The sequence below is a fragment of the Desulfopila sp. IMCC35008 genome, from assembly GCF_010646885.2.
Taxonomy (GTDB): Bacteria; Desulfobacterota; Desulfobulbia; order Desulfobulbales; family Desulfocapsaceae; genus Desulfopila.
This window is the reverse complement of sequence record NZ_CP050700.1, coordinates 4,916,261-4,932,381: the sequence shown is the minus strand read 5'-3', so window position 1 is coordinate 4,932,381 and position 16,121 is coordinate 4,916,261. Positions and strand designations below refer to the sequence as shown.

Here is a 16,121-nt window from a genome sequence, read left to right as displayed (position 1 = left end):
GACTCCTAGTGTCCCACTTTTTTGCTTTGATTTTTAAAAAGGTTCGCCGGATCGACGCCTCCTGACTCTATTGGCATGGCTGCAACTTCCTCAAGAGGTATCGGCTTGAGTGGTGGACGAATGGTGAGCAACCCTGCGGCAGGGATTGAACTGCCGCGTTCGGCAGCAACAATCTCTCCAAGAGCCGGGCCGCACATTCGACCCTGACAAGGTCCCATACCACATCGTGTTATGGTTTTCACTTCATTCAAGTCGGTCACTCCTTCGCTTACGACATTGCGAACATCACCGACTGTGACATTTTCACACCTGCAGAGAACCGTAGTGTCCTCAAAGGAAAATCGCTTGGGATCAGGCGCGAAAAACGCATCAATGAGTGGCCTTGGGTAGCCGTCCTGTTGCAGCTCTTTCAAGATAGGCTTGGCAAGACAGTCACGCTCGTATTGTGGAATGATACCGTGGCAATGTGCGACTTCTAATGCGGCGAGCTCCCCTTTGTACTCCGCAGCCAGAGCCCCGGATACCCCGGTAGCATCCCCTGCGGCAAAGATCTGTTCAAAATTAGTGCGCCCCCACTCATCAGTAGAAGGATACCAGTATCGCTGATTTTCCTCCCATTCCATATGACAGCCGAGGAGTCGGTATATATGACTATCCGGAATTACGCCGAAATGAACGAGGAGCATGTCACTGTTAAAGCTCAATTTTTTCCCGGCACAATCAGCCTCCACACCTGTAACCCTGGTTTCACCGAGTGCCTTTAGGTTCGTAACACCCTTGTAATGAGGCACCCCTGATTTTCTGATATCAAGGAGCATTTTCATTCCCTTCAGAAGGAATTTAGTACCAAGAACTGCCTTGGGAACGTGGGGGAGAATCGCTGGGGAAGGTATCTTCGGGGTTGTCTCAAGGATTGCCGCAATCTTCACTCCTTTCTCAATTAACAGGGCGGCTTCGAGCAAGAGGAGAGGGCCGCTTCCAGCGAGAACGACAGTGCCTGAAGGAGAGAGATCAGCCTCTTTCGCGAGACCGTTGACCGCTCCCGCCCCCATTACTCCCGGTAAGGTCCAGCCCGGGATAGGTACTGGCCGTTCCATTGCACCTGTTGCCACAATCACATAATTGGCAGTTATGCGTTCAGACACACCATTCCGTGAATAACAAACCCGGCCTTCCCGCTCTACATTCCACACAGAGGCATTACCAAGATACTCGGCTCCGCTTTTCTTGAAGCGCTCGGCAAGGTCGAGTCCACGCCGGTATTCCTCTCCCATTTTCACAAGATTGGTAACCGATGCATTCTCAACATTGCGATATATCTGGCCTCCTATTCGGTTTTGTTCATCAAGGGTCAACACCTTTAAACCCATTTCGGCCAGGTTGGAACTTGCAGTAAGACCGGCAGGACCGGTACCGATAACAATCGTATCGTAATGGTTGCTCATGATTGCCCTCCCTCTTCTCCAAGATTGCGATTGATGACCATTCCTTCTGTGACACTGGTCATACATGCTTGGCGTTGGACGCCATTAATTTCCATCAGACACTCAAAACATACGCCCATCAGGCAATGTGGAGAACAAGGTTTGTGGGAGGTAGGGGATATCTTCGACTCTATTTTGCCGATAGCAAGCAAGGCGGCAGCTACATTCATCTCAGCAGGAACTGCAGTGGGCTTACCGTCCAGAATTACTTCAATTGAAGTTGATGTCGATGAGTCGTGTTTAAACATTGAACCGTCCATTACTGAAGTGTGAAATTTGGGAGGCCTCTTCTTTTTCCAGTATCCAGGAAGCGATCTGTTTGGTTATAACAGGGGCCAGTGTCACTGCAGAATGGCCGGCAATAACATAGATGTTTTCATGTTCAGAAAGCCTGTCATAGATAGGCCCACCATCGGGTGTCATTACTCTGATTGCCCCCCAGGCCCGGACCCAGTTGATTTTCGCAAGTTCAGGGAAGAGTTTTATGGCATTGCTGGCCTGACTCTTCATTGCCTCGATGGTTACCTGGGTATCATGAGCCGTATCTTCTGTTGATAAACCAATCATGAAAGTACCATCCATGGTTTGACGTACAGCGAGTATTGGGAAGCGAAGAACCCGTTTAACTCGCTCAGTTACAATCAACTGTCCACGTTGGGGGTATATGTTGAGTTTTGATCCAAGATTCCTCAATAACCTTGAAGAACCGTGACCTGCAGCAACCACAAGCTTATTACATTGATAGTTTCCCTTAGCGGTTTTCACGGTAACTGTGCCGTCACCATTCGGTTCGATGGCTGATACGCTGAGGCCACCGAAATAGGTACCTCCTTTATTCTGGAAGGCACCACGCAACGCTGCCAAAAGTGTAAGAGGGTTCACATGTCCCTGCTCAGGGCTATACATTGCGCCGGTCACCTCATCCCCAAGTTGCATATCAGGAATCATCGATGCAAACTCTTCTCGGTCCACCATCCTCGCCGGGTAGTCGAGGCCATCATCACTACACACCTTCTTCAGGTTATCAACCGATTCCGCATACGCCTGAAACTGTTCATTACCAATTGCATGCAGGGCGCCGCCATTCCACTCGAGTTCTACATCGTAGCCACTTTCTTCTTTGAGCTTTGCAGCAAACTCTGGCCACATTGTGGTCGCCATGCGACTCCATCTTGCATAGACAGGGTTATTTGCGCCCTTGCACATAAACCAGGTTAGGCCAAAATTGCCTCGGGAGAGTCTCTGGGTTGGAAGCTGCTCATCGAACATCACCACTGTTCCAGCTCCCTCACGGATGATGCCAAGTGCTGCGGATGCACCCATTATCCCCCCGCCAATAACGATTATGTCAGCTTTCTTCACACGCTCATCTCCGTTTAGATCGAGCGGCGCCTCTTCTGAGGAGTACTCAATCGGTTATAGTATCGTGGAAATTCCTAGCTACAATCGTGCCATTTGATGATTTCTCTGTCGTTTTGTTGTTGGGACTAGGGGGAGTGAGAAAAGGTATAATGCGTAAGTGCACGTTGGAAATGCAAAAAAGTCTACATCTCCTGACAGCAGGGGAAGATGTTTTGATAGGATTGTTTCTCAGGAATTTCAATTTGTAATACTAAGAGACACGTGTCGTGTCTCATTATGATACAACGTTCAGATATGTCTATCCTTGCACCTCGGAAAGCGTAGTTCCAAGGCGATGTGTATCAAATTGAAACATGTTTCGTTGTGAGAATCTTTGATCTGGTCCCTTACATCAATGATGCGAGAGCGTTATCCCTACCTCTTCTTGGCGGGAACTAAGGGCACTCTTCGCCGTATGGCTTTCATGATGGGGAGTTTCTGCTTACCGAGACTGGACTGCTGAAGTATGATCATTTCATTGCCGGAATGAGTTTTGTGACAGGAACCATCATGGTATTGGTTGCTCTTGCCTGGGGGGCGGTGCTGCTCTATAAACAGTATCAGAAGTGCCAATAATATGCTGTTTGCAAGCGTGTCAGGTGACTGGTAGCTTTTTGAAAAAAATAACCAAGATTGGCAACAATAACCCCGTTAGAAACCAGGTATTCGAGATAACATCTCAATAACGTCCTGCTGACGACGAACAATGTTCATGAGAATTTCGGGCCAAGTTATACTGACTAAAAAGAGGGATTACCTATAGCAGTAAAAACTTATTGCAATGGGATTTCTCCCGATTATTATCTGTCAGATCTTAAAATGTAGTTCAATATCATTGATATCTAATCAATTATACACTGGTCTGGCAGTTTTTTTCCTGCCTTTCGGCACTCCGGCTGGTGGGCGTATCTCTGTTTACTTTTTTCAATGTCATGCCCGTTTGTCCGTAACCTTCTCACAGCAAACACGTTTCTAATTACAGCAGGGTACTGTCCCCAAAGTCCCCTAAAAGAAGTTCGCTTGTCAGGCTGCCTTTCCCTGATTTAGCGAGAGATGACACAAGTTCCCTGTTCGGTGAATTTCCCGAACATAACCAAATAACATCGAATAACGGCCCGGCAACCGGTATGGCCTGTGAACGCTGTATGAGAACCGGGCAGATCTTCTCTTACGGAGGTTGACATGAAAGTATCAAAAAAAATATGTCTTGGAATAATCGGAACCTGTCTCATTACGGCATCCGCTGCGCTGGCTGTAGATCAGCAAAGGGATAGACTTCAGATTCACAAAGATGATCCACTTTACCTGCAGACACGGGACAGGGATCGGCTAAAAATATGCTGTGAAGAGTTCATGACTCCTCAGGAGATAGAGGAATACAAAAGACAGTACCTGGCTCTTCAGACAGAACAGGCGAGAAATCAATTCAGGCAAAGACACGAAGAGCAGATGAGACTCAGGGCAGATCAGCAGGGAACGACCGTTTCGGCAACCGGAGCACAAAAAGGCGGCAGCCAGTCCGGCTCGGGAAGTTCAGGTGGGAACAGAGGTGGGAACGGCAGCCAGGGTAATGGTGGCAACAGTAACGGCGGTGGAAGTAGCGGCGGAAGTGGTGGTGGAAACGGCGGTGGTAATAATGGCGGCAAGGGCGGCGGAAAAGGTGGTGGAGGGAAACGATAAATTACGCATCACCTTTCTTTCCACACTGCTTCAGTTCATCACTTCAAGTAGATAATCGGCAGTCAAGACGAACAGGTTGCCCGGGTGCAATCCCCGGGGGACCTGTTACATGTCGATAGGGTATGATGGGAGTACTGATACTGTTTGGATATGAATTATTAGGAAAATTGTCCTATTTAACCCGGTACAACCTCTCCGGTCGTCCCTGGGTACCATAATCAAGATCGGCAACAATAACCCCGCTGGAAACCAGGTATTCGAGATAACGCCTCGAGGTGGTCCTGCTGACGCCGATGGTGAGCCCCGCCTTTTCAGCGCTGATGCCATTTTTCCCGATGTCTTCCATGAGGCCGGTTATCTTTTCCAGTGTGATCGGATCGATCCCTTTCGGGAGTTCGTCTTTTGGGGAGCTTGTTTTGGTTGCCTGGTGCATGAGCCGGTCCACATCCCGCTGGCTGACTTTCTGCATCCGGGTGAGTTTTTCCTTATGGCTCCTGTATTTCTCTAGAGTCGCCGCAAACCTGTTAAAGACAAGGGGCTTCAGGATGTAATCGAAGACCCCGCCGCGCATACCCTCCTCAAAGAATTCTACTTCCTTGGCAGCGGTGATGAGCACAACATCGGTCCTGGTGTTGTCGGAGCGGATTTTCCAGAGCAGGTCGATGCCGTTGCCGTCCGGAAAGAAGATGTCGAGCAGCACCAGGTCCGGTTCGAGTATACGTATCATCTCACTGGCTTCATGGATGGTGTGGGCAATACCGATTACGGAATACCCCTCAATTTTTTCGGTGAAAATACGCTGGATTTCGGCAATCTTCTCATCGTCTTCAACAATAAGTGTTGTAATGGTCTTCATCTGCCTTTTCTGATTTAGGGATTATTACTGTAAACGCCGTGCCGCCAAGCTCCGATACGCCGACACTGATATTGCCGCCCATCCTGATAATGGCTTTTTCCACCAGGTAGAGGCCCATGCCGTGGCCGTCTTCCTGTTTGGTCGTGTAGCCTTTCACAAATATTTCCTGCCATTTATCCTGGCCTATACCGTGGCCGGAGTCGTCAAACTCAAAGATAAGGTCGTTGCCCAGATCCGTCATCGAGAGTCGGACCTTCTTGTCAATAGCCTCCGGCCTGCAGACTGCCTCGAAGCTGTTATCAAGGATGTTGCCGACGACTGTCACCAGCCCCTGTCTCTTGATATGGGCGGGGATGTCTCTCATGGAAGAGTCCGGATCGACGATCATCTCGATTTTAAGTTCACGTGCCTTGTTATACTTACCGAGGATGGTTCCGGCAAGAACAGGATCGGGTACGATGGTCATCAGTGAAGTGATGAGTTTTTGGTACCCTGATGTCTCGCTGCCGATGAGATCGATCGCCTCCTGAGAGGCACCGATCTGAATCAGTCCTGAGATGGTGTGCAGTTTGTTGGAGTATTCATGGGTCTGGGCCCGCAGCATTTCCGAATATTTCTGGACCTGATAGAGCTTTTTGGCCATGGTGTCCAGCTCGCTTTTGTCCCGAAAGGAGGAGACCACGCCTGTCACCCTGTTGCCCATGATGATTGGGAGTCGGTTGACGATAATCTCTTTCTCATCGAGATTGAGGATTTTATCAAGCTGGCTTTCACCTGTCTCAAGCACTTCCAGCATCCGGGTTTCGGGAAACACTTCCTGTACCTGTTTGCCGATGATATCAGGGTCGTACTTGATGTTAAGGGTGTCGAAGGCTGCTTGGTTAATCGTGGTGATGCACCCCTTGGCATCGACAGCCATGATGCCTTCACGCACCGCCTCGAGGGTGGCGGTCTTCTCCTTTAAAAGGGTGCCGATTTCTTCCGGCTCCAGACCAAAAATTGCTTTTTTCAAGTTGCCGGTTATCTTGATGGTCAGCCCAACCCCAAGCAGGATGGCGGCGGTGATGGCCGAGATGATTCGGAGCTGGTAGCTTCGGATAATTGCTTTGACATCTTCCATTAGATAGCCGACAGAGACGATGCCGATGATCTCGCCTGCATCAGAAAAAACAGGCACTTTGCCCCGGATGGAGGGTCCCAGGGTGCCGGTCGCCTTGGAGATGTAGGAAAGTCCTTTCTCCAGTGCCCGATGGTTGTCGCCCCCAACCATTTTTTTACCCAGCCGCGCTGTTACCGGGTGGGTGTAGCGAACACCGTTTTTGTCACCGATAACGATAAACTGTGCCCCTGTTTCCTTACGGATCGGCTCGATAATTTGCTGCAGGCTTGACAGGGTGTAATCATCTCTCAGCAGGTCTTCCTGCACCTGGGGTATCTTGGCAACGGTCTGCGAAACCTTCAGTGCTCTGCTGCCGATCTGTTCCTCCAGGATGGAGGAGATGATATGCAGGGAAAAGATGCCCCCGATCGTTGCCACCAGAAGCAGCAACCCGACGATAAGCAGGATCATCTTATTTTGCAGCTTCATCGGTTTTTGCCGGGTTGTTCCACCATCTGTGGAGCTGCCGGAGGTGATGTTGTTGTGGTGATCCATATCGATAATGTGTGCGTGAACAGAATGAACAAAAAGATTTTTACGGATAAATAACTCTTTACGTGCCGATCATTTACTTTTACTGAGTCATCGTGAAAGATGTCAATACCATTCATCAGGCTGTGGTCCGGGGGAGGATGGTTTGTGTCCCGGTCACGGCAACCGAAAACGATGCCCATCGTCCTTCTGTCAGAGGGTTGGGGCTACGTTGAAACTTTCATCAGGAGACACTTCATGAAGAAAAAGAGTACATTTCGTAAGTTGATGTCCGGATTTGCGGCAGGTTGTATGGTGTTGGGTATGCTTTCCACCCCGGCAATGTCCAGTGATGTTGAAGAGATTCATTTTATTATTCCCGGTGGCGCAGGCGGCGGTTGGGACGGTACGGCCCGCGGTGTCGGAAAAGCCTTGCTTGATTCCAAACTTGTTGGTCAGACTTCTTTTGAGAATATGTCAGGCGGTGGTGGCGGTAAAGCGCTGAATCATCTGATTTCAACGGCTGCCCGTCAGGAGAATACCCTGCTGGTTAACTCAACCCCGATTATTATCCGTTCGCTCACCGGTGTGTTCCCGCAGTCATTCCGTGATCTCACCCCGATTGCTTCCGTGATTGCTGATTATGCTGCATTTGTTGTGCCGAAAGATTCCAAGTATACTTCCATGAAGGACGTGATTGCTGACTTCAATAAAGATCCGAAATCAGTCAAGATAGCAGGTGGTTCAGTTAAAGGCGGTATGGACCACCTCGTTCCTGCCATGGTTATCCAGGCAGCAGGTGGTGATCCGTTAAAGCTTAAATACATCCCCTATGATGCTGGTGGAAAGGCTATGGCCGGTCTGCTCTCCGGTGACACCCAGTTGCTCTCAACCGGTTTTGGTGAAGCGCTCGGTCTTGCCAATCAGGGTGAGGTTCGTATCCTGGCGGTTACCTCTGCCGAACGTCTTGTCCAGGCACCGGATGTCCCGACTATGAAAGAACTCGGCTATGACATGACCTTTGCCAACTGGCGTGGATTCTTTGCCATTCCTAACCTGGACAAAGCAAAAGCCGAGGCATATCGCGCGGTACTAAAGAAAATGTACGATACACCCGAGTGGGAAGAGATTCGCAAGCAGCGCGGCTGGCAGAACCTGTATCAGCCGGGCGACGAATTTTACAGCTTCCTCGAAAAACAGGAAAAAGACCTGGGCGGTATTATGCGCAAGCTCGGTTTTCTGCAGTAATCTCCATTTCGTCTGAACTACAAGCAGATCATTCCCGTTATCTCAAACGGGGATGATCTATTCTTACCCTGTTTTTTTTCAATATTGCAAGGAGGCGTTCATGGCACGGGAAAAAGTGGGGGCACTTATTATCCTCCTGTTCTCAATCAGCTATGGGCTGTTGGCAACCAAAATTCCTCTCACGTTTCTTGCCCAGCAGGAGACCTTTACTCCTCGCACGATGCCCTATGCCCTTTCGGCGATGGGAGTCCTGCTCTCATTTTTAATATTGGTGCTGCCAACGGCTGACCCCAGCGGCAAGAAGAGCCTGTCAGAAGAGACAAAGGGGTATGACTGGGGGACAGCGATACTGCTGACAGCCCTCATGCTTATTTTTGGCCTGACCATGAAATGGCTCGGTTTTATCGTCGCTTCCATCGTTTTCCTGCTTGTTGGATTCTGGATATTAGGGGAGAGAAGGAAGAAGCTGATGCTGCTGACCGCCATCCCTCTTGTTTGCCTGCTCTGGGCCATTATGTCCTTACTGCTCGGGGTGTATATCGCACCGGGTGAAATATTCTACCAGCTGGGGATACTCTGATGTGGGATGGAATGATACAAGGTATGATGACGGGGATCTCGACCACAATGATTCCCATCAATATTGCCATGGTGCTCTTTGGCTGTTTTGCCGGCTCTTTTATCGGCATGTTACCAGGTTTGGGACCCATTACGGCGGTGGCGCTGATGATACCGGTAACGTACGGGCTCGACCCGACTTCCGGTATGGTGCTGCTTTCGGGAGTCTATTATGGAGCGATTTTTGGCGGTTCGACCTCCTCCATATTGATTAATGCTCCAGGTGAAGCAGCGACGGTTGCCACGGCTCTTGACGGCTATCCGCTGGCCCGGCAAGGGTATCCTGGGAAGGCGCTGGCCATAGCGGCCTATTCGTCTTTTTCCGGTGGAACCATTGCTGTAATATTGCTGATGTTTTTTGCACCGATGCTGGCCAGTGTGGCCACAAGTTTTCAGTCGGCGGACTATTTTGCTCTCATGATTCTCGGTTTAACGGCAGTTTCTGCCTTTGCCGGACGAGGAGCGGTGTTAAAGGCGCTCTGCATGGTTGTCCTTGGTCTTATGCTGGCAACGGTGGGTACCGATCAGACTTCCGGTGTGCAGCGTTTCACTTTCGGCTCCCTGGAACTGCTCGACGGCATCGAGTTCCTGCTCCTGGCCATGGCCACTTTTGCATTGACGGAAGGGTTGATGATTGTCCTGAAAAGGGATGCCTCATCAGACAGTCTTGACATGAAAATGATCGGCTTCAAGAGCCTTGCAGTGAGCAAAAAGGAATTCAAGCTGATCGCTCCGTCTATTATGCGCTCTTCCATTCTCGGTTTTTTTATCGGTGTCCTGCCCGGCGCGGGTGCGACCCTGGGCTCATTCATGTCTTATGGAATGGAAAGAAACCTCGCCCCCCCTGAGGAGCAGAAGAAGTTCGGCAAAGGTAGCCTGCGCGGTCTTGCCGCTCCGGAGACAGGTAATAACGCAGCCAGTTCCGGATCTTTCGTTCCGCTTTTAACTCTTGGAATCCCCGGCTCTGGCACTACTGCTGTGATGCTTGGTGCACTCATTGCTTACGGTATTGAGCCGGGCCCCCGCATGTTTATTGAGCGTCCCGATGTGTTCTGGGGTGTGATCATGTCCATGTATCTGGGGAATGTTTTCCTGCTCATCCTCAACCTGCCGCTTATTCCCTACTTTGCACGCCTGCTGGCCATCCCGCGGAACCTCATGGTGCCGATCATCTTCTTTTTCTCGCTGATGGGTGTGTACCTGGTCACCTTCAATGATTTCGATATCATGATGATGGTATTCTTCTGCATTGCAGCTATGGCGCTGAGGTTGATGAATTTTCCCATGGCTCCGCTGCTTCTCGGATTCATTCTGGGTGGCTTGATGGAAGATAATTTGCGAAGATCGCTTATGATTTACGATGAATCCATGTCGTTTATGTGGGAGAGGCCGATTACCCTGACTATTAACCTGACCACCCTGTTTATCCTGGGTCTGCCGTTGATTCGGTCCCTGGTGGCAACGATGAAGGCACGAAGACAGGCTGCTTGAACTATTTGGGTATAAGGGAGAACATGGAAAAATATTTGTTGGTTATCGTCGCGGGAATCCTCGGTGCCATGGTGAGTGAGAGATTCAATGTTCCCGGTGGTGCTGTCATCGGGGCCATGCTCGGGTCGGGGGCCATGACCCTGGCCTTTCCGGATGGCGTCTACCTGGCTCCCAGAGTGGCGACAGCGGCCCAGATTATTCTCGGTACCCTGCTCGGGATGACTTTTGACCGAACGTTTCTCTCCATGGGCCCGAAAGTGTTGCCCATTGCGATTGCCAGTACATTGATTCTGCTGGTTGTAGCTGTTTGTATGGCCTTTATAGCAAGTCGGCTGGGGCTGGTCGATTTTGGGACAGCCCTGTTCGGGTTTTCACCGGGGGGGATGAGTGGTATGGCGATCCTGGCAAAAACCGAGGGGCATAATCCACCTCTGGTTGCGTTCCTGCATATGGTGCGCGTTTTCACTCTCTTCCTGGTGGTGCCACTATTGGTTCGTGTATATCTTCATTTTAAATGATCAGGGCGCAAGTCGTGGCCAGGGGCTGTTTGTAACGGTTTTTCTTTCATTATTCGGCCGGTCAGGTTATTAATAACGTGCCCCCACTTTGTAGATGGTAACCCAATAGGCTGATACCAGCCTTCTTTTCGGCCTGAGATGGTTCTGCAGAAATTATAATATCTTATAGAACAGAGGCTTCCGGCAATACAGTTCGTATCTGTATCCGGAGGCCAGTATAAGTGTGGTATCAGTACAGAAGATTTAACAAAAGTTGAGGAAACGAAAATGAGCAAGATAAAGGTTGTAAACCCGATAGTGGAGCTGGATGGTGATGAGATGACCCGGATTATCTGGGACTTCATCAAAGAGAAATTGATTTTGCCGTATCTCGATGTCGATCTGAAATATTATGATCTCGGCATGGAGAAACGTGACGAAACCGACGACCAGATAACCGTTGATGCGGCAAATGCCATCAAGAAATACGGGGTTGGGGTAAAATGCGCCACCATCACACCGGACGAGGCGAGGGTCGAGGAGTTCAGTCTCAAACAGATGTGGAAGTCCCCGAACGGAACCATCCGTAACATTATCGGCGGTACTGTTTTCCGGCAGCCCATTATCTGCAACAATATCCCACGCCTTGTGCCTGGCTGGAAAAAGCCGATCGTTATCGGTCGTCATGCTTTTGGGGATCAGTATCGCGCCACCGACTTCCTGGTACCGGGACCCGGTAAGCTGACTATGAAATTTGAGCCCGCAGATGGCGGCGAAGCTGTAGAATATGAAGTGTTTGATTTTCCGGATTCCGGCTGCGCCATGGGTATGTATAACCTGGATGCATCCATCCGAGGATTCGCCCGCTCCTGTATGAATTACGGCTTAAATCTTGGCTGGCCTGTTTATCTGTCTACCAAGAACACTATCATGAAGAAATATGACGGCAGGTTCAAGGATATTTTCCAGGATGTATTTGAGAATGAATTTGCCGATAAGTTTAAGGAAGCGGGCATCACCTACGAGCATCGTCTGATTGACGATATGGTTGCGGCGGCGCTGAAATGGGAAGGCGGCTTTGTCTGGGCCTGTAAAAACTATGATGGTGATGTTCAGTCCGATACCGTGGCTCAGGGCTTTGGTTCACTTGGTCTTATGACCTCCGTGCTGATGACAGAAGATGGCAAAACCATTGAGGCAGAGGCGGCGCATGGTACCGTAACCCGTCACTATCGCGAGCACCAGAAAGGTAATGCCACTTCAACCAACCCGATTGCCTCCATCTTTGCCTGGACGCGTGGACTTGCTTATCGTGGCAAGTTTGATGAGACCCCTGAGGTTGTCAAGTTTGCCGAGACACTGGAGAAGGTGTGTGTCGAGACTGTTGAGGCCGGTTTTATGACCAAGGATCTGGCCCTGCTGGTCGGTAGCGATCAGGGGTTCCTGACGACCCAGGAGTTTTTGGCCAAGCTGGATGAAAATCTGCAGAAGGCCATGGCATAATAACAAATATTTTCAGCTCGATACGATGGGTCTATGGGGTCAGGCTTAAGCCTGACCCGGGCAGGTCCGATCCCGGCACCCCGGCTACGGCAAAGAGCTGAATTGGAATGCATTATAGAGCACAGGGCCATATGACATGATGGTCCTGTGCTTTTTTAATAACTGATTGTGACGAGGAACAACATGCTTGAATCATATAAAAACGAGAAACAACAGCGACTGGAGCAGGGGCTGCCACCTTTGCCCCTGACCCCGGAACAGACAGAGGGTGTGACCCGAATGCTTGAGAATGGCTCCGGGGAGAGTGTGTTGCTGCTCGATATGTTGATTGAGCAGATTGAACCGGGTGTGTCCAAATCGGCAGCGGTAAAGGCCGCCTGGCTGAAGAAGGTTGCACTGGGCGAGGTTGCGGCAAAAGATGTAGCGCCTGAGAAAGCGGTGGAGATCCTGGGGCAGATGGGTGGCGGTTATAATGTCTCGGCTCTCATTGAGTTGCTGCAAGTGGACAAATGTGCGGCAGCGGCGGCGACGGTGCTCAAACAGCTTATTAAGATCTACGACGGGTTTGAGGCTGTAGCAAAACTAGCCGAGAGTAACCCCTATGCTAAAGAAGTCCTGGAATCATGGGCCGCTGCTGAGTGGTTCCTGAATTCTCCGGAAGTTCCTGAGACCATGGAATTAACGGTTTACAAGGTGGATGGTGAGATTAATACCGATGATTTTTCACCGGGAAACCAGGCCCAGTCACGGGCCGATATCCCTTTGCATGCAACGTTTTTTGGGAAGACACGTTTTCCGGACGGGATTGATACAATCGCTGATTTTCGGGCTCAGGGGAAGAAGATCGCCTTTGCCGGTGATGTGGTGGGTACCGGTTCATCCCGAAAATCCGCTATTAACTCTGTTGTCTGGCACATTGGTGAAGATATCCCGTATGTACCGAATAAACGAACAGGCGGGGTTGTCCTCGGGGCGATAATTGCCCCGATCTTTCTGGCGACGGCTCGGGATGCGGGTGTCTTGCCGATCCAGGGAGACCTGACAACCATCAAAACCGGGAGTACAGTAACCCTTAACCTGCACCAATGGTCGCTGAAAGATTCTGCCGGTGCGGACATTGAACTGCGGGATCCTCCTGTGACACTGCTTGATGAGTACCGGGCCGGAGGGCGGCTTAACCTTATTATTGGTCGTCAGCTGACACGGGCTGCCTGTGAGACCCTGGGCAAAGAAGAGCCCGCTGTTTTCCAGGATGTAGAGAATCCGACATCAAAGGATGGTCAAGGCTACACCCTGGCCCAGAAAATGCTTGGCAAGGCCTGCGGAGTAGAGGGCGTTTTGCCCGGAACCGTCTGCGAGCCGAAGATGACCACCGTGGGGTCACAGGACACTACCGGTCCCATGACCATGCAGGAGATCGCGGAACTCGCCTGCCTGCGCTTTAAGGCCGATCTTTTCATGCAGTCGTTCTGTCATACTGCAGCGTACCCCAAGGCATCTGATCTGGGACGCTGGAAAACCATGACCGAGACAAGTGTCGATTGCGGGGGCGTTGCCTTGAAACCTGGGGACGGTGTTATTCATTCCTGGCTCAATAAAATGCTGGTTCCGGACACTGTCGGAACCGGTGGCGATTCCCATACACGTTTCCCGCTTGGTATTTCTTTTCCTGCCGGCTCTGGGCTTGTCGCCTTTGCCGGTGCTCTTGGATTTATGCCCCTGGATATGCCGGAATCGGTGCTGGTACGGTTTACGGGTACCAGAAAGCCGGGTATTACAGTACGTGATATGGTCAACGCCATCCCCTATGCGGCTATTCAGCAGGGACTGCTGACTGTCGAGAAGAGCAGTAAGAAAAATGTCTTTGCCGGAACGATTGTTGAGATAGAAGGTGTGGACGATCTTACCGTGGACGAGGCGTTTGAGCTAAGTGATGCGTCAGCGGAGAGAAGTGCTGCGGCCTGTACAGTTAAGCTGTCACTTGAAAAGGTTGTCGAGAAGGTGAAAGAGAATGTTGCTGTCCTCGAAGACCTGGTGAAGGATGGCTACCAAAGCAAGGACGCGCTGGAGCGAAGGATTGAAGCACTGAAGAGATGGCTTGCAAAGCCGGAACTCCTGAGCCGTGATGACAATGCAGAATTTGCAGAAATTGTCGAGGTAGATCTTGATACCATCACCGAACCGATCCTTGCCTGCCCTAACGATCCCGATGATGTGAAATTGCTTAGCGAGGTTGCCGGAGTAAAGATCGACGAGGCCTTTGTCGGTTCCTGCATGACCCATCTTGATCATTTGCGGGTGGCCTCAAAACTGATCGAAGGCAGTGGTTATGCCGAAAGTCGCCTCTGGCTGGCTCCGGCTACCAAGCTTGATCGGGACGCTATCAAGGCCGAGGGTGGCCTGAGCGTTTTCGCCGGTTGCGGCGGCCGGGTTGAAGTCCCGGGATGCAGTCTGTGTATGGGCAACCAGGCACGAGTGCGCCCCGGTGCAACGGTTGTTTCCACTTCCACCCGAAACTTCGATAACAGACTCGGTGATGGCAGTCAGGTTTACCTCGCCTCTACCCCGCTTACGGTTATTACCGCCCTCAAGGGTGTGCTCCCCTCAGCGGAAGAGTATTTCGGTTTTTTGAAAGAACGTGGTTTGATGTAAAGCCAATCAGAGGGGTGGCATCTCTGTCACTCCTCTGATGTTGGTGGAATATCGTCTTTCCTTTTTTTCCACCACCCCTGATTAAACGACTCCTTCTTATCGCGGATGCTTCTGGGTATCGATGTGCTCAAATATCACCATGCGTTTAGTTGGTTAATACCCGGCTGCTCAGGGATTCGGTGTCGCATTGTTCTAGAGTTGTTACATAAAGTTATATAAAAATACAGGGTTCATTTTTGGAAGTACGGTGTTCTGGCAGATCATTAAGAGATCCCGGTTTTCAGATGAAAACCAGGATCTCTATTATTATGCAGGTGGATATTCATTACAAAGTAAATGAATCGCCGGTTCATCTTCATCAATGGCAGGAAAGCGTTTTAATGGGTTCAGAAAACGATTGTCATTATCATCATCATTGACATCTGACACCTCACCGACAATAACCGTCCCTTTCGCTTTCTCACCATAAAACCTGTGGTACATGTAGGGTTCGAGGCAGATGGATTCGCCGGGTGTGAGGATGATCTTTTCCCCCGGTTCACATGTGTGGGTAACGCCGTCGGTATTGACGGTAAAAATCTCGTCTGAGAGTTCTTCTTTTTCATTGGCCTTATACAACTCGATCACCAGGTTACCACCACCCCGGTTAATAATGTCCTCCCGCTTCTTCCAATGGAAATGCATGGGGCAGACCTGCTCTTCTTTCACGATCATTATTTTCTCGGCGTATCCCTTGGGATACTCTTTTCGCCGGTTATAATTACCATTGCGGATAGTGAAGAGCAGTAAACCCATATTTCTGTAATCACCTTCACCATAATCCGTGAGGTCCCAGCCGAGTTGATTGTCTCGTATTTCGTTTGCTTCACCCCCCTTATCGGCCCATTCTTCAGGGGTCCAGAAACCGAAAGGTGGCAGTTTGAAGGAAATTGAATCGAATAGTTGTTTAGCTTCGATGATATAATTATTGATCTCAGATCGTTTCATGGGAAATTGAGTTGTATGTTTGTTATGGTGTGTATCATGAGTTAGCACTAGCCATTATAGTCATTCCACTCAAA

At 50.2% G+C, this 16,121-nt stretch carries 13 protein-coding genes; 7 read left to right on the top strand and 6 right to left on the bottom strand.

From position 1 onward, the window contains the following. Positions 1 to 5: 5 nt before the first annotated feature. Genes GA520_RS21195 through GA520_RS21185 form a run of 3 tightly spaced genes read right to left on the bottom strand, consistent with a single transcriptional unit; the run spans position 6 to position 2,846 of the window. Complete coding sequence (locus tag GA520_RS21195) at positions 6 to 1,445, bottom strand: NAD(P)/FAD-dependent oxidoreductase (RefSeq protein ID WP_163337577.1); 1,440 nt, start codon at positions 1,443 to 1,445, stop codon at positions 6 to 8. After that, complete coding sequence (locus GA520_RS21190) at positions 1,442 to 1,732, bottom strand: (2Fe-2S)-binding protein (RefSeq protein WP_163337576.1); 291 nt, start codon at positions 1,730 to 1,732, stop codon at positions 1,442 to 1,444. The genes GA520_RS21195 and GA520_RS21190 overlap by 4 nt, the downstream gene beginning before the upstream one ends. After that, positions 1,725 to 2,846, bottom strand: coding sequence for an FAD-binding oxidoreductase (locus GA520_RS21185; protein ID WP_163337575.1), 1,122 nt, complete (start codon positions 2,844 to 2,846; stop codon positions 1,725 to 1,727). The genes GA520_RS21190 and GA520_RS21185 overlap by 8 nt, the downstream gene beginning before the upstream one ends. A gap of 1,221 nt (positions 2,847 to 4,067) precedes the next feature. On the opposite strand from GA520_RS21185, the gene GA520_RS21180 reads away from it, so the two are divergent. After that, the gene (locus tag GA520_RS21180) at positions 4,068 to 4,565 is read left to right on the top strand and encodes a hypothetical protein (RefSeq protein ID WP_163337574.1); all 498 of its coding nucleotides are present in this window, start codon (positions 4,068 to 4,070) and stop codon (positions 4,563 to 4,565) included. A gap of 172 nt (positions 4,566 to 4,737) precedes the next feature. Here the strand turns inward: GA520_RS21180 and GA520_RS21175 are convergent, their stop codons facing one another. After that, entirely contained in the window at positions 4,738 to 5,421 is a 684-nt protein-coding gene (locus GA520_RS21175; RefSeq protein ID WP_163337573.1) for a response regulator, read from the bottom strand. Next, positions 5,393 to 7,075, bottom strand: coding sequence for a sensor histidine kinase (locus tag GA520_RS21170; RefSeq protein WP_163337572.1), 1,683 nt, complete (start codon positions 7,073 to 7,075; stop codon positions 5,393 to 5,395). Before GA520_RS21170 ends, GA520_RS21175 begins: the two co-directional genes overlap by 29 nt. 234 nt (positions 7,076 to 7,309) lie before the next feature. Here GA520_RS21170 and GA520_RS21165 point away from each other — a divergent pair, with 234 nt between their 5' ends. The 6 genes from GA520_RS21165 (at position 7,310) to GA520_RS21140 (ending at position 15,060) form a co-directional block, all read left to right on the top strand. Further along, positions 7,310 to 8,299: a tripartite tricarboxylate transporter substrate binding protein gene (locus tag GA520_RS21165; RefSeq protein WP_205749239.1), complete on the top strand. Its 990-nt coding sequence runs from the start codon at positions 7,310 to 7,312 to the stop codon at positions 8,297 to 8,299. A 100-nt stretch (positions 8,300 to 8,399) separates the two neighbouring features. Beyond that, positions 8,400 to 8,879 (top strand): tripartite tricarboxylate transporter TctB family protein, encoded by a 480-nt coding sequence (locus GA520_RS21160; protein ID WP_163337571.1) that lies wholly within the window; start codon positions 8,400 to 8,402, stop codon positions 8,877 to 8,879. Positions 8,880 to 8,890: 11 nt separating this feature from the next. After that, positions 8,891 to 10,408: a tripartite tricarboxylate transporter permease gene (locus tag GA520_RS21155; RefSeq protein WP_163337570.1), complete on the top strand. Its 1,518-nt coding sequence runs from the start codon at positions 8,891 to 8,893 to the stop codon at positions 10,406 to 10,408. A gap of 23 nt (positions 10,409 to 10,431) precedes the next feature. After that, the gene (locus GA520_RS21150; RefSeq protein WP_163337569.1) at positions 10,432 to 10,926 is read left to right on the top strand and encodes an AbrB family transcriptional regulator; all 495 of its coding nucleotides are present in this window, start codon (positions 10,432 to 10,434) and stop codon (positions 10,924 to 10,926) included. Positions 10,927 to 11,193: 267 nt separating this feature from the next. Beyond that, the gene (locus GA520_RS21145; RefSeq protein WP_163337568.1) at positions 11,194 to 12,408 is read left to right on the top strand and encodes an NADP-dependent isocitrate dehydrogenase; all 1,215 of its coding nucleotides are present in this window, start codon (positions 11,194 to 11,196) and stop codon (positions 12,406 to 12,408) included. A 183-nt stretch (positions 12,409 to 12,591) separates the two neighbouring features. After that, positions 12,592 to 15,060: a bifunctional aconitate hydratase 2/2-methylisocitrate dehydratase gene (locus GA520_RS21140; RefSeq protein ID WP_163337567.1), complete on the top strand. Its 2,469-nt coding sequence runs from the start codon at positions 12,592 to 12,594 to the stop codon at positions 15,058 to 15,060. A 306-nt stretch (positions 15,061 to 15,366) separates the two neighbouring features. Here the strand turns inward: GA520_RS21140 and GA520_RS21135 are convergent, their stop codons facing one another. Further along, positions 15,367 to 16,047, bottom strand: coding sequence for a D-lyxose/D-mannose family sugar isomerase (locus GA520_RS21135; RefSeq protein ID WP_163337566.1), 681 nt, complete (start codon positions 16,045 to 16,047; stop codon positions 15,367 to 15,369). Positions 16,048 to 16,121 lie beyond the last annotated feature (74 nt).